Source organism: Echinicola pacifica DSM 19836 (genome assembly GCF_000373245.1).
Lineage (GTDB): Bacteria > Bacteroidota > Bacteroidia > Cytophagales > Cyclobacteriaceae > Echinicola > Echinicola pacifica.
On sequence record NZ_KB890754.1, the window covers coordinates 424,815 to 450,308 of the forward strand.

At 46.9% G+C, this 25,494-nt stretch carries 14 protein-coding genes; all 14 read left to right on the top strand.

Features of this window, described 5'->3' with window-relative positions; all coding sequences use genetic code 11:
- Positions 1-189 precede the first annotated feature (189 nt).
- The 14 genes from B050_RS0115765 (at position 190) to B050_RS0115830 (ending at position 25,436) form a co-directional block, all read left to right on the top strand.
- Entirely contained in the window at positions 190-516 is a 327-nt protein-coding gene (locus tag B050_RS0115765; protein WP_018474911.1) for a hypothetical protein, read from the top strand.
- A gap of 2 nt (positions 517-518) precedes the next feature.
- Positions 519-818 carry a hypothetical protein gene (locus B050_RS0115770; RefSeq protein WP_018474912.1) on the top strand — a complete coding sequence of 100 codons (300 nt, stop codon included), beginning with the start codon at positions 519-521 and terminating at the stop codon, positions 816-818.
- 3 nt (positions 819-821) lie between these two features.
- Positions 822-2,477: a PepSY-associated TM helix domain-containing protein gene (locus tag B050_RS0115775; RefSeq protein ID WP_018474913.1), complete on the top strand. Its 1,656-nt coding sequence runs from the start codon at positions 822-824 to the stop codon at positions 2,475-2,477.
- Between the two features lie 76 nt (positions 2,478-2,553).
- Positions 2,554-3,360 carry a GIY-YIG nuclease family protein gene (locus tag B050_RS0115780; protein ID WP_018474914.1) on the top strand — a complete coding sequence of 269 codons (807 nt, stop codon included), beginning with the start codon at positions 2,554-2,556 and terminating at the stop codon, positions 3,358-3,360.
- Between the two features lie 110 nt (positions 3,361-3,470).
- Positions 3,471-5,936 (top strand): glycoside hydrolase family 2 TIM barrel-domain containing protein, encoded by a 2,466-nt coding sequence (locus tag B050_RS0115785; protein WP_018474915.1) that lies wholly within the window; start codon positions 3,471-3,473, stop codon positions 5,934-5,936.
- Between the two features lie 582 nt (positions 5,937-6,518).
- Positions 6,519-8,714 (top strand): fasciclin domain-containing protein, encoded by a 2,196-nt coding sequence (locus B050_RS0115790; RefSeq protein WP_018474916.1) that lies wholly within the window; start codon positions 6,519-6,521, stop codon positions 8,712-8,714.
- 16 nt (positions 8,715-8,730) lie between these two features.
- Complete coding sequence (locus B050_RS0115795; protein WP_018474917.1) at positions 8,731-11,967, top strand: SusC/RagA family TonB-linked outer membrane protein; 3,237 nt, start codon at positions 8,731-8,733, stop codon at positions 11,965-11,967.
- Between the two features lie 11 nt (positions 11,968-11,978).
- Complete coding sequence (locus B050_RS0115800) at positions 11,979-13,442, top strand: RagB/SusD family nutrient uptake outer membrane protein (RefSeq protein ID WP_018474918.1); 1,464 nt, start codon at positions 11,979-11,981, stop codon at positions 13,440-13,442.
- A 7-nt stretch (positions 13,443-13,449) separates the two neighbouring features.
- A complete protein-coding gene (locus B050_RS0115805; RefSeq protein WP_018474919.1) occupies positions 13,450-15,045 on the top strand; it encodes a fasciclin domain-containing protein in 1,596 nt (531 codons plus the stop codon).
- Between the two features lie 11 nt (positions 15,046-15,056).
- The gene (locus B050_RS0115810; protein ID WP_018474920.1) at positions 15,057-16,637 is read left to right on the top strand and encodes a fasciclin domain-containing protein; all 1,581 of its coding nucleotides are present in this window, start codon (positions 15,057-15,059) and stop codon (positions 16,635-16,637) included.
- A gap of 17 nt (positions 16,638-16,654) precedes the next feature.
- Positions 16,655-19,744 carry a SusC/RagA family TonB-linked outer membrane protein gene (locus B050_RS0115815; RefSeq protein WP_026235943.1) on the top strand — a complete coding sequence of 1,030 codons (3,090 nt, stop codon included), beginning with the start codon at positions 16,655-16,657 and terminating at the stop codon, positions 19,742-19,744.
- Between the two features lie 11 nt (positions 19,745-19,755).
- On the top strand, positions 19,756-21,387 hold the full coding sequence (locus B050_RS0115820; protein ID WP_044202726.1) for a RagB/SusD family nutrient uptake outer membrane protein: 1,632 nt from the start codon (positions 19,756-19,758) through the stop codon (positions 21,385-21,387).
- A gap of 711 nt (positions 21,388-22,098) precedes the next feature.
- Positions 22,099-24,237 carry a hypothetical protein gene (locus B050_RS0115825; RefSeq protein ID WP_205744998.1) on the top strand — a complete coding sequence of 713 codons (2,139 nt, stop codon included), beginning with the start codon at positions 22,099-22,101 and terminating at the stop codon, positions 24,235-24,237.
- A complete protein-coding gene (locus tag B050_RS0115830) occupies positions 24,234-25,436 on the top strand; it encodes a glycoside hydrolase family 88/105 protein (protein ID WP_026235945.1) in 1,203 nt (400 codons plus the stop codon). The genes B050_RS0115825 and B050_RS0115830 overlap by 4 nt, the downstream gene beginning before the upstream one ends.
- The last annotated feature ends 58 nt before the right edge of the window (positions 25,437-25,494 follow it).

A 25,494-nucleotide genomic window follows, 5' to 3' on the forward strand; every position in this document is an offset into this window, starting at 1 on the left:
AGTCGGAAAAGTCATTTGTATTATGAGAGGCTTCTATTACTTTTTGGCTCATGCCTTTATGAAAGCCTCTCTATTAAGCCTAAAAGCCATAAATATTCTAGTCTTAATTTAAATTAAATCTAAATAAACTTGCAATCGTTTTTTCCGCCTTCTATATTTGTGCCAAATAAGTGAAACCACCATCAAGAAATGAACACGATCTCCCTACTGATAGTCCTTATAGGTTTTCTATTCCTGTACTATACCTCGCAGAAAGCACAGCTTGGTGGGCATTCACCGATAAGGACTTTTGCCAGACGTGCTCCCCAATTAGCAAAGGGAATAGGAGTTTTTTGTCTATTGGTAGCCGCTTTATTGGCAGTGCTAGGTTTGGGCTTAGGAGCGGGTATCTTTTCTTTTATCGTTTTGCTGATGACCGTTGGGAGCTTAGTGGTGATTGTCGCGCCATTGCAAATCGTCACAGGCAGAATGCTAGCCATCGGCCTTGTTCTTTCCCTCATTATAGAATTGATATAAGTATGCCGGCTAACAAAAAATACCTTAGTACTTCATTTTCCCAGCGGTTCGCCAAGATTACCGCGGGATTTATTGGTGGATATGCAGTGACCGTATCGGCATTCATGATGCTGGCCTATTGGCTGGATCATATAAATGTGCTGAGCACCTTGCGATTTGGGGGCTTTATGCTTTGGGCCACCTTGCTATTGCTGGCTTTTCTCTTTCGCAACGGATGGAAAGCATGGGGTTTATACCTGGCCATCACCCTGGTGTTTTCGGCCATTATCTACCTCAACAAAATGTACCTCCCAATCTTCTAGACTATGAGCAACCGGATTTATAATATCCTCTTTCATACCCATACCATCAGTGGTATTATCATTAGTGCGGCCTTGTATGTGATTTTCTTTGCAGGTTCTTTCTCGTTTTTCAGAGATGAGATCATCGGATGGGAGAGGAATGAGTCCATCAGCGAGGATTTTAAATTGGGTACGCTCGACCTTGACCGGATGCTAGACACCCTGGACGCCAGAAAGGAACTTTATGGGAGGGATATCGCTTTTACCAAGTACTTTGAGGAGAGAAGGATCAACGTGAGTTTGTCCGCCTCCAAGGATACCACCGCTACGGAAGAGGCTCGCCAGCGTGGCTTTTTTTACCTTGACACAGACACTTACCAGCCATATACTTATAGAAGCAATTATAGTATAGGCGAATTTCTTTACCGATTACATTTCTTTGCGCAGCTAAACTTCTGGGGGACTTCAGGATATATGCTTTCCGGATTCGTCGCCTTTTTCTTCTTATTTGCCATTATTACTGGCGTACTCGTCCACTGGAAGAAGATAGTGTCTAACTTCTACGTTTTCCGTCCTATGGCTAGCCTTAAGAATTTATGGACAGATGCCCATACAGCCCTGGGGATAATAGGTTTGCCTTATCAATTTATCTATGCGGTGACGGGATGCTGTCTGATCATAGGCACCACGGTGATGTCCCCGGCGATAGCCACTTTTGTCTATGATGGAGATACGAAAAAGCTCTATGAGGATTTTGGATTGAGTGCTCCGCAGACAAATTTTCAGGCCGAAAAGCTAAGTGAACTACCTAGTGTCAACGCCTTTATGGCAAGGGCTGAGGCTAGATGGCCCGACTTCGAAGTCAAGACGGTGCAGGTCCTCAATTATGGAGATGCCAATATGCAAGTGGCCCTGGAAGGAACCGCCAATCACCGGGTGAAATTTGCCGGAAAAGGGGAGATCATCTATCATGCCAGCTCCGGCACCGTGATCTCCGCAGTGGATCCACTTACCGAAACGAGCTATCCTGATGCAGCCACAGCGGTGATCAAGCAGCTGCACTTCGGGGATTTCGGCGGCAAGGGGCTCCAGATAGTGTACTTCATCCTGGGTTTAGTATCCTGCTTCGTGATCATTTCTGGAGTGATGATCTGGCTAGTCGCCAGAGATAAGAAACATATAGCCCCAGCAAAACGACAATTCAATTCCTGGCTTGTAACCATTTATCTGGCGATCTGCCTAAGTATGTTCCCTGTGACGGCATTGACCTTCCTGGCAGTGAAAGTATTCTTGCAGGATTTTGATGAGTCCAGAATGAGCTTTATCTATCAGGTATTCTTTTATTCCTGGTTGCTACTTTCGGTGCTATTCATCGTCAAGAAGGATAATTACTTCACCAATAAGATGAGCCTCATTAGTGGGGCAGTCTTAGGATTATGTATCCCGATAGCCAATGGGCTAGTTACTGGAAATTGGCTTTGGAAAAGTTATAGCCTTGGGCAAGATCAGGTATTCTTTATAGATGCGTTTTGGATTGTACTTTCATTGACCGCCCTGTGGGTGGCTTCCAAACTCAAGAAAAGTCCTGCTGCGCGCCCACTGAAATCTCGCCCTAGCCACCTGAAAGATGGAATGGACCAGAGCTTAATTTCTGAAAATGCCTTTCAGCACTTGAATTAATTCATCGAGGAAACACCTTGGACTGTTTTTTGGTTATATAGCCAGATAGGTGAAAATAACCAAAGGAAAGTAAGTAATGCCAGAAGAACGATTGCAAAATATAATAGCTTCTATACCGGCAGGGGTGATAGGCGTGTATTTTTTTCTGGATGCTAATGACCGTATTCTCTATATCGGCAAAAGCATCGATATCCGTAAGCGGCTGCAGCAGCATTTTAATAATACCAGCCGTAAGAGCCTGCGCATGCGAAATCAGGTGGTCAGGGTGATCTATGAAAACATGGGCAGTGAGCTTTTGGCTTTGCTTAGAGAGTCGGAGCAAATCAAAACCATTAAGCCGCTATTTAATCGGGCCTTGCGCAGAAGTGTTTTTTTATATGGTTTATATCATGAATTGAACAAACAGGGATATATCCGATTATTTATTGACAAGATCGATAGTGATAGCCGGGAGATTATGGCATTCACCTCTCGAGCGGAGGCCAAAGCTTACCTTTTTCGAATCACCGAAAAGCACCAGTTATGTCAGAAGATTAATGGGCTATATCCAAGCAGGGCGGCCTGTTTTCACTATTCAATCAAGCTATGCATGGGGGCATGCATCGGCAAGGAGGCAACGGAAGAGTATAACTCCAGGGCCCTGGCATATATAGATTCCATTATCCTGCCGAATGAGGATCAGCTGATTTTACTTCCCGGAAGAGAAAAGGGGGAGCGTGCGGCGGTACTTATCGAAAAAGGGATCTATCGTGGATATGGATTCTTCAAAGGCCGGAAGCCGTCTCCATCCAAACTCGCTGCTATCATCATCCCCAAATCCAACAATCGGGACAGCCAGCGATTTATTAAAGCTTTTTTACGGAAACAGGACATTACAGTATAGTTGGTAATTAGCTCAATTTTAAAGGTTCATATTGAGGCAAAAGTCCTTATTTTTGACGCTGGTATGGGCTAGTCAATGAATAGCCTGGATGGAATAAAAATAGACCCCTTATGAAAAATTATAGCTTGATCATCATTTTTTTCCTTAGTCTGTTTCGCCTTAGTGCTCAGGACCTGCGACAGGAGTTCAGCCTGAAGGAAGGCTGGAAATTCACCAAAGGCGAGGTGCAAAATGGGGAAAGTCTCCAAATGGATGAGGAAGAATGGCAATCTGTGACCGTGCCTCATGATTGGGCCATTTATGGGCCTTTTGATGAAAATAATGACCTTCAGGTGGTGGCTGTCACCCAAAATGGAGAAAAGGTGGCTTCCCGGAAAACCGGAAGAACGGGAGGATTGCCATATATGGGGATTGGATGGTATAGGAATACCTTTGATCTGGCGACTATCGATACAGCATCCCAGCGGGTTTTTGTGATTTTTGATGGGGCCATGAGCGAGGCCAATGTTTTTCTGAACGGCCAGAAGGTTGGTTTTTGGCCCTATGGCTATAATACCTTCTACTTTGATATTACGGATAAGATAAACCAGTCAGGAGAGGAAAACCTTTTGGCGGTACGCCTGGAAAATAAAGAGCAGTCTTCCCGATGGTACCCCGGGGCAGGGCTGTATAGAAATGTCCATATCCTCGTCGTGCCTAAGGTGCACATTCCTATTTGGGGGACCTATATTACGACTCCATTTGTCTCTGAGGAATATGCCTCGGTCAATATTAAGACCGAAATCTCGAATATCCAAGAGGGCGAAGCGCTTAGCATCACGACCCGCATCCTCGATCCACAGGGGCAGCTGGTGAGTCAAAAGACAAATACGCAAAAGCTAAGTCATGGCAGGCCACTGGAGCAATACCTGACGGTGGAGGTGCCGGAATTATGGTCTCCCGAGACGCCTCACTTATATTCTGCTCATTCGGTGATAGAGTTTCAGGGAAAGAAAATCGATGAGTATTCCACCACTTTTGGTATCCGAAAAGTGGAGTTTATTGCTGATAAGGGTTTCTTTCTTAATGGCCAGCCCAGGAAGTTTAAGGGGGTGAACCTGCATCATGACTTGGGCCCACTCGGTGCTGCAGTGAATACCGCTGCGATCCGTCGTCAGCTTCAGATAATGAAGGATATGGGTGCTGATGCGATAAGGACTTCTCATAATATGCCTGCTCCCGAGCTGGTACAGCTTTGTGATGAGATGGGGCTAATGCTCATGGTGGAGTCCTTTGATGAATGGGATCGCGCGAAAAGTGCAAATGGCTACCACCGATTTTTTGAGGATTGGGCGGAGAAGGACCTGGTAAATATGGTCCGACATTACCGTAATAATGCCAGCGTCATCATGTGGTCAATAGGCAATGAGGTGCCCACGCAGTGCAGCCCCGAAGGATATAAGGTCGCAAAGTACTTACAGGATATTTGCCATAGGGAGGACCCTTCCAGACTGGTGACCGCCGGGATGGATCAGGTTTCCTGTGTTCTGGACAATGGTTTTGCCGCGATGATCGATATAGCAGGGTTTAATTATAGAACTCACCGCTACCAGGAAGCCTATGAGCGCTTACCTCATAGCTTGGTACTCGGATCCGAAACGGGCTCCACCGTGAGCAGCAGAGGAGTATATCACTTTCCGGTGGAAAAAGCCTCGCAGGTGCTGCATGAGGATCATCAGTCCAGCTCTTACGATTTGGAATATTGCTATTGGTCAAATCTGCCCGAGGATGACTTTGCCTTGGCAGATGACTTCCCATGGACCATGGGACAGTTTGTGTGGACTGGCTTTGATTACCTTGGCGAGCCGACCCCTTACGATACCGATGCCTGGCCGAATCACAGCTCTATGTTTGGCATGGTGGATCTGGCGGGCATCCCCAAGGACCGTTATTATCTGTACCAAAGTATTTGGAATACTGAAGTGGAGACCTTACATATCCTTCCTCACTGGAACTGGGAGGGAAGGGAAGGCGAGAGCGTCCCAGTATTCGTCTATACCAACCATCCCAAAGCGGAGTTGTTCGTCAATGGAGAAAGTATGGGGATCAGGGATAAGGGAGAATACAACAGCCTGCAGGAGCGGTATCGCCTCATGTGGATGGAGGTACCCTATCAGGCTGGGGAGCTAAGGGTCATTGCCTATGATGAAAATGGCGAAAAGATGGGGGAGAAAACCATCCATACGGCAGGGAAACCCGATCACCTCCTGCTCCAGCCGGAGCAGGAAAGCCTCATCGCAGATGGGGAAGACTTGGCTTTTTTCCGCGTGCAAGTAGTGGATAAGGAAGGGAATCTCTGCCCCGTGGATCAGCGGGAAGTCAGTTTCTCCGTTGCTGGGGAAGGGCTTTTTAGGGCTGTCGCCAATGGCGATCCTACCAGCCTGGAGCTATTCCATCTCCCACAAATGAAAGTATTCAACGGTCAACTTACCTTGGTGGTGCAAGCCTCAAAACTCCCTGGAGAAGTCAAAATCACCGCTAAGGCTAAAGGCCTCAAGTCAGCAGTATATTCCCTGCACTCACAGCCCTCAGAATAAACTCCAATGATTATCTAGTGGATTTCGAAGGCGGCATAGCCCTGTGCGCTGTCTATCTTATTCTTTATGCAAAAGCCAGTTATATCCAGCATGCAAGTGTGGACAAACTGGCTTTTTTATTTTTCGGTCTTTTTTAACACGCGGCTGGATGCCCCTTCTCTTACTTTGAGCGCTGCACCATCGAGAATTGGGTTATTATTGATAAATAAAATGATGAATAGGAATATATGATTTTTTAGGTTCTGGCAAATGATCTCTCATATTTCGGATTGCAATCGATTTAAATGGGTCTTTAAGCAGTTGAGGCAAATTAAGTACGTGACTAGGGTAAAATAGTAGGTGTATATAATTTAAGATAATATTTGAATAATACAAACATACCCGTGCTGTATGGACAGCACAGTACAGTACAGATCAGATCCTATCACTGATCCCTATACCTTACGAATATAATTTTGACCCTAAGCTCTACACAGGCTGATTATTTTACCTGAAAACATTAATCCGAAATAACATTCCAACTACTAAGCTGGATTTCTTGTCGGCATTAAACCCAATTCAATAACCTAAATTCAAAACAAGATGATCAAAAGGATTACTTTCCTTTTATCAGCATGTTTGCTGTACTATTCATGTCAGGAAGCAGGCTGGGAGGAGCATTATGAAAGGCCCGAATGGCTCAAGGGCAATGCTTGGGATTTATTAGAAAGCCGCGGTGAGTACAGTATGTTCCTAGAAGCGGTGGATAAGTCAGGCTTTAGGAGTTTGGTGGAAGGGAAGGGGATCGTCACGGTGATGGCTCCCACGGATGAGTCTTTTCAGGCTTATTTGGATGCGGAGGGCTTCGGTTCTATAGCGGCCATGCCAAGTGATGAGTTGAAGAAGCTTATTGGTTTTCACCTCGTTTATTATTCCTTTGGTCGGGAGCGATTTGTGAATTATCGCCCAGAAGGCCAGGGAGTGGATAAGCCTGCCTTTGCGGGATTATATTATAAGCACCGTACCAAAAGTAGGGATACGATAAGTGTGGAATATGACTTGGTGGCGCAGAAGGAAAGGAAGATTTTCCATAAGGAGCGCTTTCTACCGGTATTTTCGTATCAGCTATTTGCCAGCAAAAACATCGATGCAGCGAGTAATTATAAGTATTTCTATCCCAATAGCTCCTGGACCGGCGCTGGAGGCTTCACGGTCTCAGATGCCACAGTGGAGGAATATGCCATCCCGACGGACAATGGCTATGTCTATCTGGTGGATAGGGTGATCAAGCCCCTCGAGTCCATCTATACGGAGTTGCAGCAAGAGGAAGATTATAGTGATTTTATAGCCATCTATGATAAGTTTGCCACTTACTGGTATGATGTGGAGACCTCTCGGGAGTATGCAGCTGCCAGAGATTCATTATATGTGAAGTTTCATGGCAACCTGCCGAGCATCGCTTCCGAATGGTCCTATAATGGGGGCGGGGGATTGTCGGATTATGCAAACCTTGCAGAACTTTCGGCGAGCGCCTACAATGTATTTGCTCCCAGCAATCAAGCGCTAAACGAGTTTTTTCAGGAATATTGGTCGCCCTATTATTCCTCATTGGAGGAGGTGCCTTTATTACCTCTTAGCATTCTATTGAGAAACCATGTTTATAGCGGTTCCATCGTATTTCCTTCCGAAATAGAAAGAGGAGAGATCAAAAGTTCCTTTGGCAATACCATTCAATTTGATCCTCAATCAGAGGTGGCCGCCAGAGGCTTAGGGGTCAATGGGGTGTATTATGGCCTTACAGAGGTGATTGTGCCGGATTTGTTTCAGGGTGTGGTCGGACCTCTATTGGTTAATCCCGATTATCAGATCTTCCTACAGATGGTGACCAATGCGGGCCTACTCCCGGCGCTAATGGGTGATGCCCTACAGTTTACCCTATTCATTCCCTCCAATGAGGTGATTTTAAATACCCTCTATCATGGTAGTGATATCTTCTGGAATGAAGGTAATCTCTTGATGTTTGGGGATGAATATGTGGAAATTGAAAACTCTGAGGGGATTCGGGTACCCATGAGCAATGGTGCTATGAAGGCTTTCGTTCAGAATCACCTGGTCACCGAGGAGATCAGTGAAATCTCTGGCACTAAGGTCTATAGGACGCGCAATCCCTTTAGCTATCTCTATATCACCGATCAGGGTGTAGCATCTTCTAACACCTTCAATCTGGGAGAATTTGTTCCTGCGCAGGGTATCGCCGGAGATTGGATCAATGGCAGCTCCTATGATGTCGCCAGATCGCTGATCCCGGAGGAGGGAAGCCTCAAGTATATAATCGCCTCTGCCAGTTCTGGCACCAGCACCATTCAGGAATTTGGGGAGTTTTCCAAATTGCTTTCACAAGCAGGATTGGTGGATCCACAGAAGGAATTAGAATTCTTATTTGGGGATAACTATATGCTATTTGCTCCTACCAATGAGGCGATTATCGCCGCTAAGGAGGCCGGTTTAATTCCTGAGGACAAAGAGGAATTGGAGGCGTATTTACGCTATTATTTTGTACCGATCAGCTCTAATAGTCTCAACGATTATGCGTTTCCGGGAATGGAAGTACAAGGGGAGTTCCTCAGTGCCCAAGAGGCTGGAGACAGTTTCAGCCCTATCCATTTAGAAGAGGTCAATGGTGCGCTTCAGCTGAGGTCAAGCACTGGGGAGCTGGCGAAGGTGATCAGCACCTTTCCTAAAATATATGTAGATGGAGCGGTGTACCAGATCGATCAGGTGATCCAATCAGGACAATAACCCAAAAACAAGCCTTATGAAATCAATTTATATTCTTAGTAGTCTCCTGCTGCTATGCCTGGCATTTCCACTGCAGGCACAGCAAAATCTGGTCACAGGAACCATCACTGATACCAACGGCGAACCCTTAATTGGCGCCAGTGTATTTGTGGAAAATGACCAGCAAAGAAACCTAAATGGTACCATTTCAGATGCAAATGGGAATTACCGTCTAGCGATCCCGCCAATGGAGAATCTTAATATCGTATTTTCCTATATTGGATTTACCACCAAAAGACTGGCTTATAGCAGCCAGACGAAGCTTAACATCAACCTTGAGGAGGAGGCCTTTGAATATGGCTCCGCCGAAGTGGTCGCGGAGCGAGTGGAGGTCAACTCTCTGGGCATCAGTGCGAGAGAGCAGGTCGCTGCCAGTCAGCGGTTTGACGTGGAGCAGCTGGAGGAGGTCCCCATGACCTCCATAGAGTCCGGATTGCAGGGTCGCATGGCCAATGTAGATATTATCTCTGGCGCTGATCCGGGATCCCGTAGCTCTATCCGCATCAGAGGTACATCCTCCCTCAATGCCAATTCGGAGCCACTTATCGTGGTGGATGGGGTGCCTTACCCGACAAATTTCGGGGATGATTTTAACTTTGCGACAGCGAATGATCAGGATTTTGGGGCTTTGGTAAATATCTCCCCAAATGATATAGAGTCCATAGAAGTGCTTAAAGATGCCGCAGCCACCGCTATTTGGGGCTCACAAGGAGCCAACGGCGTCCTGGTATTCAAAACAAAGAAAGGCAAAAAAGGTAAAACGAGATTTTCTTTCTCTACCAAATCGGAAGTGAAAAAAGAACCTTCCACCATTCCTATGCTCAATGGTGCCCAGTATGTCAGCTTGATGCAGGATGGAATTTGGAATTCGGTAAATGATATCGGATACCAGTCGGGCGCAGCCTATACTGGATTACTATTCGGCACTCAGGAAATTAATTTTGATCCGGAGTGGGTGTATTTCGATGAGTATAATCAGGATACCGACTGGGTGGATGAGGTGACCCAATTGGGCTATTTCCTGGATAATAACTTCTCCCTAAGTGGTGGTGGGGACAAGGCCATTTACCGCGTTTCGGTAGGCTATCTCCGTGATGTGGGGACCACCATTGGTACCTCCCTCGATCGATTTAATTCCCTGGCCAGTGTGACCTATAAGTTTTCTAATAAGTTGAGTGTAAGTGCAGACATGTCTTACTCCCAAAGTTTGAAGGATGCCAATTGGACCGAAAGCAATTTCCCTTCTGCCAGATCTATGGCCATGTTTAAGATGCCTAATATGAGCCCTTACGTTCTCGATCAGGCAGGAAACCGCACTACAGAGTATTTTACGCCTCTTCAGAATTTCCAGGGAAGTTTTGGTAGCAATGTTTATAACCCTGTGGCATTGGTGAATGAATCCAGCAACCAGACCAAAGCGGATAATTCAAGGGTGATCTTTAGACTGAAATACCAGTTTAACCCTGATTTCCAATATTTGGGAACAGTAGGCTTCGACGCGAGGACTACCAAAAACAAGAAATTCTTACCTCAATCTGCCACAGGTGTTTTATGGACTGACCCTTATTTCAACCGAAGCTCGGATTTACTTTCGGATCAATTGTATATCAATACGGAAAACAAATTGATCTATAATAAGGCACTAAATGATAGGAACCATATCATCCTCAGCGGCCTTCTACAAACCAATGAATCCAGAAGTTTTGGCTATGTAAGTGAGACTAGTGGCAATGCATCCAGCGCCCTCAGCGACCCTACGGATGGGGCAGCGGTGGCCAGCATGAAATCCGACAATTCTATGAGCAGAAGGATCTCTGCCATCACCAATGGTCACTATACCTTCAATGGGAAGTACATCATCTCCGGCGGCTATAGATGGGAGGCCAACTCCAGCCTTGGCGCCAGTAACCGCTGGGCAGGGTTTCCCTCGCTGGGCCTCGCATGGCAGTTTGGAGATGAACCTTTTATGAATGGAATAGCTGGAATTGAGCTGGGCAAACTGCGCGCCAGCTGGGGCAAAAGTGGCAACCCTCCAGGAGGTGCTTGGCCTTATATCGGGACTTTTAGCCCCATTACTCCCGGATATATGGATATGATCGCCATATCACCCAATTCCATCCAACTCGAGAACCTAAAGTGGGAAACCATCACCCAGTCTAATATCGGTATTGACCTTTCTCTTCTCAATGGAAAGCTGTTCCTGACCGCCGAAGTATATGACCGCAAGACCACCGACCTCCTCCAAAAAAACTATAGCCTTCCCTCTTCCACAGGCTTCAGCCAAGTGGGGTATTATAATTCTGGAGAGGTCTATAACCGGGGTTGGGAATTGATCTTCAACTATGATGCCGTCCGCAGAGAGGATTGGGGCTTGTCCTTCAATATAAACTTCGCCCGTAACCGCAATGAAGTGGTGGAGCTTCCTGATAATATGCTCTTTGAAAATTACACTTTTGGCAATGAAAAATATGCGCATAAGATAGTGGAAGGCAATCCAATAGGCTCCTTCTATGGCTACCGCTACCTCGGAGTGTATCAGAATGGTGAAGAAACCTATGCTCATGATGGGGATGGAAAACTCATGTATGATATAGAAGGGGACCTGGTATATACCAAAAATGGTAACCGACGGGTATTTCCCGGAGATGCTAAGTATGAAGATATCAACGGAGATGGCGTAATCGACCAATATGATATCGTCTATCTAGGCAATGCAATGCCCGTATTTACCGCCGGTGGGGGATTTAATTTGCGATGGAAAAACTTCATGCTGACCACCTTTGTTCACGGGCGGTTTGGTCAGAAGATCGTAAACCAAGCCCGTATGCAGACCGAAAATATGTATGGTACCGCCAATCAAAGCACCGCGGTGCTGAAGCGATGGAGACATGAAGGTGATGATACCGAGATTCCTCGGGCCCTCTATAATGAAGGCTATAATTTCCTAGGCTCTGACCGGTACGTGGAAGATGGCTCCTTCATCCGACTAAAGACCGTTTCGCTAAGGTATTCCCTGCCAAAAGCCTTCCTAAGCAAAAACAAGATAGAGCGATTTGATATTTTCTTCACCGCTCAAGACCTCTACACCTGGACCAATTACTCTGGCCAGGATCCTGAGGTGAGCCTTTCGAGCAATATCTATATGCTGAGTGTGGATAATGCGCGCACGCCAAGGCCAAGAAGGTATGCTTTAGGTATTAATATGAACTTTTAACCCAGCCAATCATGAAAAAAACAAAATATATAACGCTGGTGCTAGCGATGCTGATGCTCGGAAGTTGCAATTCATGGCTGGATGTACAGCCAGAAAATAACCAGGTGAGTGATGAATACTGGGCCAATAAAGAAGAAGTAGAAGCCGTGTTGGGAGCCGGATATGTGCGCCTGCGCGATTCTATGGAGGAGATGTTGGTCTGGGGAGAAATGAGGGGAAATGGCATTAGCCTAGGATACGGTGCCATCGAGCCAGATATCTTCCGCATCAACCAATGGGATATCATCCCCGGAAATGAATTTGTCAAATGGGGGAATTTCTATCAAATCATCAACTATGCTAATATGGTCATCAGATATGCACCCACCGTGGTGCCAAAAGACCCCTCCTTTAGCGAAAACGTGATGCAGTCCTATCTGTCAGAAGCTTATTTCCTCAGAGGACTGGCTTATTTCTACCTAGTGAGAAATTTCCGCGATGTACCGCTGATCACCGAGCCATATATGGATGATCAGCAGTCATTTGAAAAAGAAAAGTCCCCATCCAATGAGGTCTTTCAGCAAATCAAAACCGACCTGGAAGCAGCCTTGGAATACTCCAAGGAAATAGCGCCTACCCTCTGGGAGACCAAAGGCCGATCGACCAAATGGGCGATTTATGCCACCCTGGCCGATCTGTACCTGTGGACGGAGGAGTATGAAAAAGCCTCCCAAGCCTGCGATCAAATAATAAATAGCGGTCGACTGGGACTTCTCCAAGGAAAAATCAATACGACCAATAACTGGTTTACCATCTTTAGCCCGGGCAATACCAATGAGGGGATCTTTGAGCTGCAGTTTGATAATGAGAAGGGGCAGACCAACTCCCTGGTCAGCTGGTTTGGGTCCAATAATCGGTACAAAATCTCTGAATATTCCCTTCAGCTCTTCGCTGATTCGGACGAAGATATACGCGGTGCAGGGGCCACCTATACCGAGGGAAATCTGCAAGTGTGGAAGTACCTGGGCGCAGAGGCCGGAACTGGCATCCCCAGAACCTACAGTGACCAAAACTGGATCATCTATAGAATGGCGGATATCTATCTGATGAAAGCCGAAGCGCTGGCCATGCAAGGTGACTATGAAGAGGCCGCCGAGCTGGTGAATGTGATTCGCGAAAGAGCCCAGCTATCAGAGCCCATCGCTGCAGCATCCACCGAACTGGAGATGCTTCAGCTCATCATGGACGAGCGAGGTAGGGAGTTTATTGGCGAAGGAAAGCGATGGTATGACCTGCTCCGGGTGGGCAGCAGAAATGACTATCAATATAAGGATTTCCTGATCTCTCAAGTGCTCCTGACCGCTCCTGCAAGTGGTGCACCGATCATCAGATCTAAGCTCCTTGATGTCAATAGTCACTATCTGCCGATACACTTTGACGAACTTAAGTCCAACCAATTGCTAGTTCAAAACCCTTATTACGAAAACCTAAATTAACCGGCAAATGAAAAAATTAAGACCATTATATTTCTTGATGCTGCTGATCGGATTAGGAGCCTGCGAGGATCCTTATCAGGATAGCACCTTCACCGCCTATGAGGATTTGCCCATTTCACTGTTGCTAGAATCCCAACCGGAGAGGTTTTCCCTTTGGGTGGAGCTGATGCAGCATGGTGATATGTATAATACCCTAAACCTAAAAGATTCCTATACGGTATTTGTCCCTTCGAATGAAGGCATGCAGCAGTACCTCGAGGAGAACAACTGGGATAAGGTATCGGATATGAGTCCGGAGGATGCGGCATATTTGGTAAAATACCATACCATCCACTCCGCGTTGATTAGCCAAAGCCAGTTCGAAAATGGCGTGATAAATGACCGCAATGCCACCGATGACAATCTATCTATTGAGTTTAGAGAGGGGGGATTGAATGCGATATATGTCAATGGCCTTTCTCGCATCTCAGAACTGGATGTGGTGGCCACCAATGGGATCGTGCATGTCCTTGAGGAGGTGCTGGTCCCAGTGAGAGCCACGATCTGGGATAAGATCCAAGCGGATCGTTTTAGCATCTTTCGCGAAGCGGTGCAGCTGACAGGTCAGGCAGACCTCCTACATACCATCACCGAGGAAGGGCTCGATAGCCAGGGAAATCCCGTTCAGTACAGAATCCGCATGACGGCTTTTGCAGTGCCCAATGAGGTCTATGCCGCACATGGGATCAATAGCCTCGGAGATCTGGTCACGGTGCTAGGCGTGGAGGACGAGAGCTATTTGGAATCCAGCAATAAGCTGAACCAGTACATCTCTTATCATTTGCTATCGCAATTGAGATCCTTCTCCGACCTGGGGGAATTCCCGGAAGGAGAAACAGCCAAAAATATCAATACCCTTGCCAGCAATGAGGTGATCAATATCTCCGACCAAGCAGGACAATTAGTATTGAACTTTGACCGTGAGTCAGAAGAGGGAGTGGGCTTTATGGAGCCTAATGTCAATTGCAAGAATGGTGTGGTACATATTATGGATTCATGGATGCCTCTCTTTACCCCAGAGCAGGTGACGGTATTATGGGATCTGACAGATTATGCAGATCTGCAAGCCCTATGTGATCAGTACCAAAACTCCAGTCTAAACTCTACCTACACGCGCACGATCAATCAGGAGGAAGTAAGCTGCTATCGCTGGAAGTCCACCCCTGAATTCAGGTCAAATGTCGTGAGTTACCGCAATAACCGGGGCGCGGATGGGATCTGGTATCAGGATGCCTTAAATCACGATCACCTCCGACTGGACCTGGGGCCTTCTGGCTGGATCGAAATGGATACGCCTGTATTGATCAAAGGAAGCTATGAGGTGACCATGGTCTATCTCAGCTATACCAAGTCCTCCAACACTGGCTACCTGCAATGCTCAATGGATGGCAAGCGCCTGGGAAGTCAGTGGCCTGTATCCAACAGCAAGTATGATCGGAAACTGGAGCGTAGGATGACCAGTTCCTTCACCTTCGAAGAGACCAAAAGTCATACGCTGAGAATCGTGGCTGTAGATGGTGAGCTTCTCACTTTGGACCATATTCGCTTTACCCCTAAGGACTAAAATAGAAACTAATGAACAAGCTAAGTTATATAATAATAGGTCTCGCCGCCTTCCTTTTTTCCTGTAAGGAAACCTGGGATGAGCACTATGAAGCGGCGGCAAGCGATGCGGTGGTATCTCCACTGAATCTGCTGGACTACCTGAAGTCGCAACCAGAATATACCGATTTCGTCGAAGCCCTCGAGCGACATGGAATCGCTGAGGAGCTTTCCAGAGACCAATACCTATCGGTGTGGGCAGTGAATAATGAGGCCATGGCCAATTTGTCTGCGCTCGGATTGGAAGAGGAATATGTCCTTCGATACCATATCAATAACCTTACCTATGATATGAGCAAGCTCAGAGACGGCCTGAGGCTACGCAGCCTCAATGGAAAGTACATCCCAGTCAGCAGACCTGTGGAAAATCAAATCCGCGTGGCCGACTCTAATATCATTCTGGGCAATCAGTTTTGCCAAAATGGAGTGGTGCATGAAATCGATGATCTCATGCTGCCCGATGAGAGCATCTATGATTACCTGTTCCAGCTTTCCGATGATTATTCCATTATTCGGGATTCCGTGTTTGCCAAGAATGATACGCTCTTTGATGCACAAAATAGTATCCCGATAGGGGTGGACAAGTCCGGAAATACGATCTATGACTCCACCTTTAGAATTGAAAATCCCATTTTTGAGAAGGTTGACTTTAGGTCAGAGTTTTCGCAGGTGACCATGTTTCTGCCTAGTAATGAGGTGGTGGGCAACTGCTATTCGAACTTACAGCATCTATATGATCAGTTTGGAAAGCCCTTTACTCAGGCAGATTCCACCATTGCCTGGGACTGGATCATGAATGCGGCTTTTTATGATAAGGTCATCGACAATTATGGAATGGAGGAAGATTTGGTTTCTGCCTTCGGCAAATTATGGAAAACGACCGTCCAGGGAGTAAATCCACAATTCAAAAGAATGAGCAATGGCCGGATTTACGAGGTTAGCCATCTGAAAATCCCTAATAATGTCCACATCTCTGCGATCAAGCAGCTGTTTTACTATTATGAATTTGTTCCAGATGAGATGCGGGATGAATTATTTACTTTTCATAATGCCACTGAGGTGCGGTCTCAGGTGACGGACAATTATTCCTTCCCCAATATTAATGTGTCAGGAAGCTACACCATTCTTCGCCTTTTTGGGGACAATGTGGAGGGACAGCCCCTAGCGGTGGATTACACGCCGGTCAAACTGGATAAAAATGCAGATGGTACCACCACGGCCTCTGTGGTGGAAGTGCCGCCAGGAGAGTACAATTTGTATATGGGATTTCAATCCAAAAACCACCCATTTATCAATGTATATATCAACGATCAGTTGGTGGCCAAGGAGCTGAATGTGGAGCCATCTTCCCCATGGAATTATGACCGAAGCACCAATACCGTGTCCGGTACCAAGTGGGATGGCCTGGGAGGTCTGGCGGGAATCGTCACCATCGAAGGCAGCGAAGTAAGCTCCTTCACCATCAGGATAGAGGTGGCCCTGCTCGGGAAGAGCTCCAGAGAAGAAATGAAGCTGTACCACTGGGCATTAGTACCCACCCAAAATAACTACTAATGAAAAGAAAGGGATTTATGAATAAGCAACTATATAAGAGCATGGGCCTTTGGGCTTTTGCGATGCTAATAGGATGTGCGGCTTCGGCTCAGCAGCTGCTGAAGGGCAAGGTAATCAGCCCCTATGATGATGAGCCGATCAGCCAGGCCTATATCACCGTGGCCGGCTCAGAAGCCACTGGCCAGACCAATGATCAGGGGGAGTTTGAATTGAATATAGAGGAGCTGCAAGGTACCTTTACCGTCTGGGCACCGGAGTTTGAAGAGCAGGAAGTGGAGATTTTGGGTCGTGATTATATTCAGGTGATCCTCTATCCCAAGCGGTCCGCCGCCTATGATTTGCCGCAAAAGGGCTTTTCAGCCGCTGGTTTCTCGGCCGATTATCTGGCGGTGGAGCAGTTTAAGCCCAATGCCATCTATGTGGAGGATGTCCTTCAGGGGGCATTTCCGGGACTAAATCTCATCACCAAAAGTGGAATGCCTGGAGAAGGCGCCTACTTTAACCTTAGAGGAATCCGATCGCTAAGCGCGAAAAATAGACCGCTGATTTTGATCAATGGCATACCTTATTTGCCAGAAGATCAGAATTCGCCCATCATCCAAGGCTATTCAGAAAGTGTTTTTAATGCCATCAGCATTAATGATATTGACGAAATACGGCTGCTGAAAGGTAGCGAAGCTTCGAGATTCGGATCGCTGGGCTCCAATGGCGTCCTTCTCATCCAGACGAGCAGACCAGAAGATATGGAGACCATCATCGAGTTTTCGGGCCAATACGGCATGGCTTTTAATAATAAGGAGCTGCCTGTCCTTGGTGTGGATGACTATAAAAGCTATCTGGGCGATGTGGGCCTCACCCGATACGAGGATATGGGAGATATGCTTAGCCTCTTTCCTTTCTTAAGGGATGACCCTGATTATTATTATAATTTCCTGTATAATAATCAGACGGATTGGCAAGACCTCATCAACCAATCAGCATTCGTCACTTCCAACCACCTACGGGTAAAAGGTGGTGATGCCATTGCAAAATATGATCTGGCCGTCGGCGCCAGCAACCAGGGCGGTACGATGGACAATACAAACTATACCCGCTATACCACCCGGCTAAATGCCCAGATTGAACTGAGCCAAAAATTCCAGCTGGTAACCTCCATGAGCCTTACCTATGGCAATAGCAAAGTGCACGAACAGATCCTGTCAGATGCTTCTAATCCGCTGGTCGCTGCACTCTATAAGGCACCCATCCTGAGTTCATTCAAGAAGGATGAGTACAATAACCAGCTGCCAGCTTATGATGCCGTTCGCCAGTTTGGCGTGTCCAACCCACTGGCGGTCGTCAATGATACTAAGATGGAATCGGATAACTTTGATGTATTTGTCAATACAGGCATAAACTATCAAGCCAATGAAAATGCAGTCCTTAGCGCCACATTCGGGTATTATTCTGGATATAAGCGTCAAAGTACCTTTATCCCCGGCAGATCCAATCAGACGATTGTCCCGCTGGAAGATGGCGTGGCCCTGAATACCGCAAGAGCAGGTACAGGCAAGACCTCCAATTTATTCTACAACACCAGCGCGGACTTTACCAATCTACTTCCCAGCCAAAAACTTAATGGGGGAATCGGATTTCAAGGACTGATCACCAAAAATGAATTTGATGGGGGATTTGGGAGAAATACCAGCTCGGACTTTTATAAGACACTTTCCTATGTGGAAGTGGACGGTAGGTATTTTGACGGATATTATGACTCGTGGAACTGGATGAGCGTCTATGCTTATGCCAATTACCAGATCTCCTCCCAAGTCCTTTCGACCCTAAATATCTCCACAGATGGCGCCTCTTCCACAGGGGTGGATGCGCCGCGATGGGGGATATATCCGGGTGCTGAGCTTACTTGGCAACTGAAAAATTCCTCTTGGCTAAAGGATCAACGCGCCATTGACCTGCTGGATATTCATGCTGGATTTGGGCTTACTGGAAATAGCCAGTTTGGCACCGGATTGAGCAAGCAATATTACTCCAGTCAGGCCTATAAAGAGCTTGCTGGCATCGTGACCGGCAATGTTGCCAATACCTCCTTGGGTAGAGAAAAGGTAATGAATTTCGATTTGGGAGCCAATTTCAGTTTTCTTGACCGGAAGTTAATAGGGGCGATCAATTATTATTATAGCCAAACAAATGACTTGATTTTCCCTCAGCAGACCTCCTCCGCCTATGGTATAGATTACCGATACATCAATGGAGGAATGATCACCAACCAAGGCATAGAAGCTTCTATTCAGGTGGCCCTAGTCCAGCAAAAGAACTGGTCCTGGAACATTGGTGGGATGATCACCACTAATAATAATGTGCTGAAAGAGCTGGACAGCCCGTCACAGGCTATGATTAGAGAAATGTCCGGTGACTGGGCATTGATCTCTCAGGAAGGTCAGAATCCTTATAGCTTTTATGGATATCAGTCCGAGGGAGTGATTGCCACGCAGCAGCAGGCAGATGCCTTGGCGCTTGTGGATTATAAAGGAGATCCCTTTGCGGCTGGAGACATCCACTTTACGGACCAGAATCAGGATGGAATAATCAATGAGGAAGATCGTACCCTAATAGGGGACGCTTCCCCGGATTATTTCGGGAGTTTCTTTACACAGCTGCGTTTCCGGAAATTTAGCCTTTCGGCACAGTTTACTTATAGCAAGGGTAATCAAATTTATAATGCCCTACGCCGGGAGCTTGAGTCCCTGAAGGATTTCAGAAACCAATCGCTGGCTGTGGATCAGAGATGGCAGACGGATGGTCAGCTTACCCAGGTTCCCAAAGCTACCTATGGAGATCCTATGAACAATAGCCGGTTTTCTGATCGCTGGATTGAAGATGGCTCTTACCTGCGATTAAGCAGCTTAAGCCTCAGTTACCAGCTAGGAAGGATGAACTTCATTGAGGGTGGAGAAATCTATATCGCGGGAGAAAACCTGCTCACCTTGAGCAATTATCTGGGACTTGACCCAGTGATGTCCTACTCTTATCAGCCTTATATGCAAGGGGTGGACATGGGAACTCTGCCGCTGCCGACGTCCATCAAGTTTGGTTTTAACCTACAATTTTAATGAGAAAGGTGATGAAGAAATATACACGATTCTATGCTGCTGCGGTCCTGCTGGCCCTGTTGGGTTTGAGCAGCTGCGAAAGCTACTTTGAGGCAGACGAGAAGGAGATTTTATTGGATGAAAACTATATAGGCAATACCAATGAGCTGTATTCTGGCTATATGGGAATCGCCGCCAAAGTCCAGGAAGTCGCAGACAAGGGAATTCTCCTAGCGGAGTTAAGAGGCGATTTTCTGGAGCCTACGGCAAATGCGCCGCAGCAGCTTTGGGATATTTATAACTATTCCGCTGGCGCAGACAATGAGCTTGCGGATCCTTCCGGGTATTATGGGGTGATTGGCAATGCCAATACCTATATCAAAAAGGCCTTTGACTTTAAGGAATCCAATCCCAATGCGGTAGAGAATGAGGTGTTTGAGCCGCTGATCAGTGGGGCGATAAGGTATAAAGTATGGGCTTACCTCATGCTGGCGAAGCTCTATGGGGAGGCCGTATATCTGGATGCACCTCTGCTGGGAGATGAGGACCTGAGCAAGTATCCCCGCTTGGGCTTTGATGAGCTGATCAGCCAACTCATCAGCCTCATGGAGGGCGGTGTGAAAGGCATCGATGGCAAAAAAGTCCTGATTTGGTCGGATTTGCTCTTTCCTGGCGTCAATACTTCCAGTCAGGACCTTACCTGGAATATGATCTGCCCCTCGCCAGAGCCTCTTCTGATGGAGCTGTACCTCTGGGCTGGCAGTTATGAAAAGGTGGTCAGCATAGGCATGCCTTATATTTATGACCAAGGGAGCAAAAGATATAAGCTGAGCAATGAAGATTATAATTCGGAATGGGTCCAGTTTTTCTATAGAGATCCCATTACCAAGACTCGGGAACTCATCAATATAGTTCCCTTTGACTATAGAAGAGGGCAGACGCACCGTCTAATCCACTATTTTTCCAATACTGAGCCTAACGACTATTTCCTGCGACCTACCGAAGTGGCCATGAGCCGATTTGAGGCGCAGGTGAGGCAGGATGGAGTGACCGTGGGGGACCGATACCGTGGGGAGGACTATACCTACTGGAATCAAAATGGAGAATGGGTGGTAAGGAAGTTTTCCCGTGCCCACGAACTGCCAGACAATGTGTACAAAAATGACGTACACATCGTGCTTTACCGTGCAGCAGATCTCCACTTATTTATCGCCGAAGCCTTAAATCAAATGGGACTGTTTGCCGAAGCAGAAGCCTTCCTCAATGATGGTGTCCAAAACTACCTCTCCAAGAATGAAGGTAATCTCCGCTATCCCTTGGACAATGAAACGTATAACTCTGCCATAAACACCAACTGGGGTGTGCGCAGAAGGGTGGACCTGGGCCCTGTATATCCTGAAGGCCTGGACAGAAATGACCTGGATTCCCCAGAGAAAATAGAGGCTTACCGTAAGGGCCTGGATTTACTCCTGCTGGAAGAGACCTGTATGGAAAGTGCTGGCGAGGCCAGATCGCTTTTTGCGATGATACGGATGGCTAAAAGATGGGCTGACCCCTCTCTAGTGGCTGACCGGGTAAGTGCCAAGTACCCGGCAGGCAAAAGTGATGCAATAAGAAACCATCTGATGCAACCACAACATTGGTTCCTCGATGATGGATTATGATACTAAACTAGGGGTTTGTTATAGCAGTACAGGATCGGGGCGCTTAGCCCCGGTTTTGTCTTTTTTCGCCCTTATTTTCCAAGGTAAATTCCCCGTTGCCAGTATCAACCCCCCGCGGGAATAGCGCAAATGAAAGTATCATTGTCAGCCTTGTCAGTCGCCGGAAATAGCTGCCTGTTAAACCCCGGTCCTTACCCAGACACTGGGCGACTCAGGCTATCGGCTGTCCTAAAAATATACCCTGATGGAACCCGCCCTTTACCAGTGCTCTGAAATGACCCTTCCATTACCAGACAGTCAAGGATAGTTATCCAATCCCTTTTTTCTAATTTGATTTTCCTTCGAAAAAAAGAAAACTATCAACTTGATTTTCGAAAAATATATTAATTATTAACCTATCCCTTATCGGAAATTAGAAGCTGAAATACCTGATAAACTGAATAGTATTAATTTATTGTAAATCAAATGATTATGAGTCATTAGTTAATGTATTGAATGATAGGGTCGTATTAGGAAAAGTATTATAAAAGTGACGTTCTCCTACCTCCATTTGGGTAGGATGCAGCAGGACCAAGAATAGTACTGGGGGTTTATATTATGAAGGATTTAGAAAGGGCAGTTTCAAATAAAAACTTAGCATAATAATTATTTGTATCAAGCAGAATCATGACCAAAAATATTAAAAATAAACTTTATACACATTCCTGTCTCATGCTGATATCGGCGGCGGTGCTTAGCTCTTGCGGCGAGTCTGCGGATAAGCAGGAAGGGGCTCAGTCTCCCATCGATAGGGAGGCCGTGGTGAGCAGGCATAATGTACGGCTTCAGTCGGCGGATACCCTTGCATCCTTGTCGGTAGGAAATGGGGAATTTGCCTATACGGTGGACATTAGTGGGCTGCAATCCTTCCCTGAATTTTATGAAAAAGGCGTTTCTTTAGGTACCCAAAGCCAGTGGGGTTGGCATGCCTTCCCCAATGAGGGCAATTACCAATGGGACGAAATCCTTCGCTACGATACTTCCGCCATTGGGCAGGTGATATCCTTCCCCGTGCAGTGGAAAGAAGGCCGCAAAAAGGAAGTCACCGATTATTTCCGGACGAGCCCTCACCGCTTGCATCTGGGGATTATTGGGTTGGAAATAAAAAAGGAAGATGGAAGCATCGTAGAGGTCGAAGACCTTCAGGAAGTGGAACAAGAACTGGATCTATGGACCGGAAAGATCACCTCCAAGTACGAGATCGAAGGCATCCCCGTGGTGGTGGAGCTGTATGGGCATCAGCAGATGGATGGCATATCGGCCAAGGTATTTTCCCCCCTGCTTGCAAAGGGAAGGATAAAGGTGAATCTCCGATTCCCTTATGGCTCTGATTGTCATGTATGCCCGGGGTATGACTGGAATAGCCCTTCCAAGCATCAGTCAGACTTGGAGTCCATCGCTGAGAATAAGGTACGAATCAATAGAAAATTGGACAGTACTCGCTATGTCACTGACTTTTCATGGAAGGGCAATGCGTCCATTCATAAGCAGGCCGAGCACCTGTTTACCTTAGCGCCTCAGGGCAATGAGGAAAGTATGGAATTCTCCGCTTTTTTCTCCAAAAAAGGCGAAACTGAACTTCCGGACTTCAGTTCCACCTCCGAAAATAGCATTGCCTATTGGGATGAATTTTGGAAGTCGGGTGGGGCCATCGACTTTGGGGAATGTACTGATCCCCGTGCTCAGGAGCTGGAGAGAAGGGTGGTGCTTTCGCAATACCTCACGAGGGTAAATTGCTCAGGATCTCTACCGCCTCAGGAGACTGGCCTTACGATGAATAGCTGGTATGGTAAGTTTCATATGGAGATGCACTGGTGGCATGCTGCTCATTATGGATTATGGGATAGGATAGGTCTCATGGAAAAGAGCCTTCCGTGGTATTTTGATAATCTTGCCAAGGCCAAAGCCACCGCCAAGCGGCAGGGCTTCGAGGGGGCCAGATGGCAAAAGATGACAGATCCCTATGGGGATGAAAGCCCCTCCAGTGTGGCTTCTTACCTTATTTGGCAACAGCCACATATCCTTTATTTTATAGAGCAAATCTATCAGGCCAGGCCCGAAAAGGAGACTTTGGCTACCTATAAGGAACTAGTTTATGAAACCGCGGATTTTATGGCTTCCTTTGCTAAGAAGAGTGATAAGGATGGGAAATACCACCTGATCTCTCCGCTGATCCCTGCTCAGGAGCTCTTTCCTGCCAATGCTACCGATGACCCTCCATTCGAATTGGCTTATTGGCATTATGGGCTGACGGTGGCCCTGGACTGGCAGAAGCGGATGGGCGAATCTCCCAATCCCAAATGGCAGGATGTGCTGGATAACCTGGCACCACTAGCCATCAAGGATGAGCTATACCTACCTAGCAGCAGCCATCCTAGAGCCTATGAGGATGACTTTTACCTCCATGATCATCCTGTGGTATTAGGCGCTTATGGAATGCTGCCCAAAACCGATAAGATCGACACGGTAATAATGAAAAATACCCTGGAGAAAATCCTTAAAATATGGAACTGGGAATCCACCTGGGGCTGGGATTATCCGATGATGGCCATGAGTGCCGCCCGATTGGATATGCCAAACACCGCTCTGGATGCCCTGTTCATGGGAGAAGACAAAAACACCTATTTGCCCAATGGGCACAATTATCAAGATAAAAGATTGAGAATCTACCTGCCTGGAAATGGTGGACTACTGACCACCGTAGCCATGATGGCCGCAGGTTGGGAGGGAGCACCAGATCGTAAAAATCCAGGATTCCCGGATGATGGTACCTGGAACCTGAAGTGGGAAGGACTTAAACCTATGCCATGATGAAGTATCGTTATTTTCTGTGCCTCTTCGGCTTAATGCTATTATCGATTTTGACCAAAGGTCAATCCCGACCTTCCTCAACAGGAAAATGGTCCGAAGCCATGGCCCAGTCGGTCATGAAGCGTAATCCATCGGCCTGGATGATTGATTTTATGGACCGACCTGTCTGGAGTTATCCTCAGGGATTGGTCTTACTTTCCTTTGAGAAGCTGTATTTGGTTTCGGGAAAAAAAGAATATTATGACTATATCAAATCCTATGCGGACGAGCTGATCGATGAGCAGGGCACGATCCTTACTTATAAGTATGAGACGTATAATATAGATATGATCAACTCGGGGAAATTACTCTTCCACTTATATGCGGAAACAAAGGACCCGAGGTATCTGACCGCCTTGAATACCCTCAGGAAGCAACTGAAGTTTCAGCCCAAAACCTCGGAGGGCGGTTTCTGGCATAAGCTGAGATATACCCACCAGATGTGGCTGGATGGAGCCTATATGGGTACGCCATTTTTGCTGCAATACGCCGAGGTATTTGGGGATAACACCGCCAGGGAGCAGGGAATCCACCAGCTGGTACTGATGGAGAAGTACCTGAGAGATCCGCATACAGGCTTACTCTATCACGGCTGGGATGAGAGTAAATTTCAGCAATGGGCAGACCCGAAGACTGGTAGATCGCCCAATGTCTGGGGCCGAGCCATGGGCTGGTACGCCATGGCGCTGGTGGATGCGCTGGATTATATTCCTGAGGACCATTATGGGCAGGTACAGCTTCGAGGAATTCTGGAGCGTCTGGCTCAGGCCATTATCAGGTATCAGGATCCTAAGTCAAAACTCTGGTATCAGGTGATAGACAGGCCCGGGGAACAGGGAAATTACCTGGAAGCCTCCGCTAGCTGCATGTTTGTCTATGCACTCGCCAAAGGAGTAAATAAGGGGTACCTAAAGCCCTCCGCACTGACTGCCGCTCAAGAGGGCTATCAAGGAATCATCGATCAACTGATACGAGAAGAAGCGGGAGAGATTCACCTGGATCAGGTCTGTGCAGTGGCGGGGCTAGGCGGCGACCCTTATCGCGATGGTACCTATGAATACTATATCAATGAAAAAATAAAAACGAATGATCCCAAAGGGATAGGACCCTTTATTTTGGCTAGTTTAGAAATGGAAAAAGCCGGTATGAGCGGGGATTAATGCGAGGTTCGTTTCGTAGGAAAGTATATTATTAGTCTATTTAAAAATTGAGATTTAT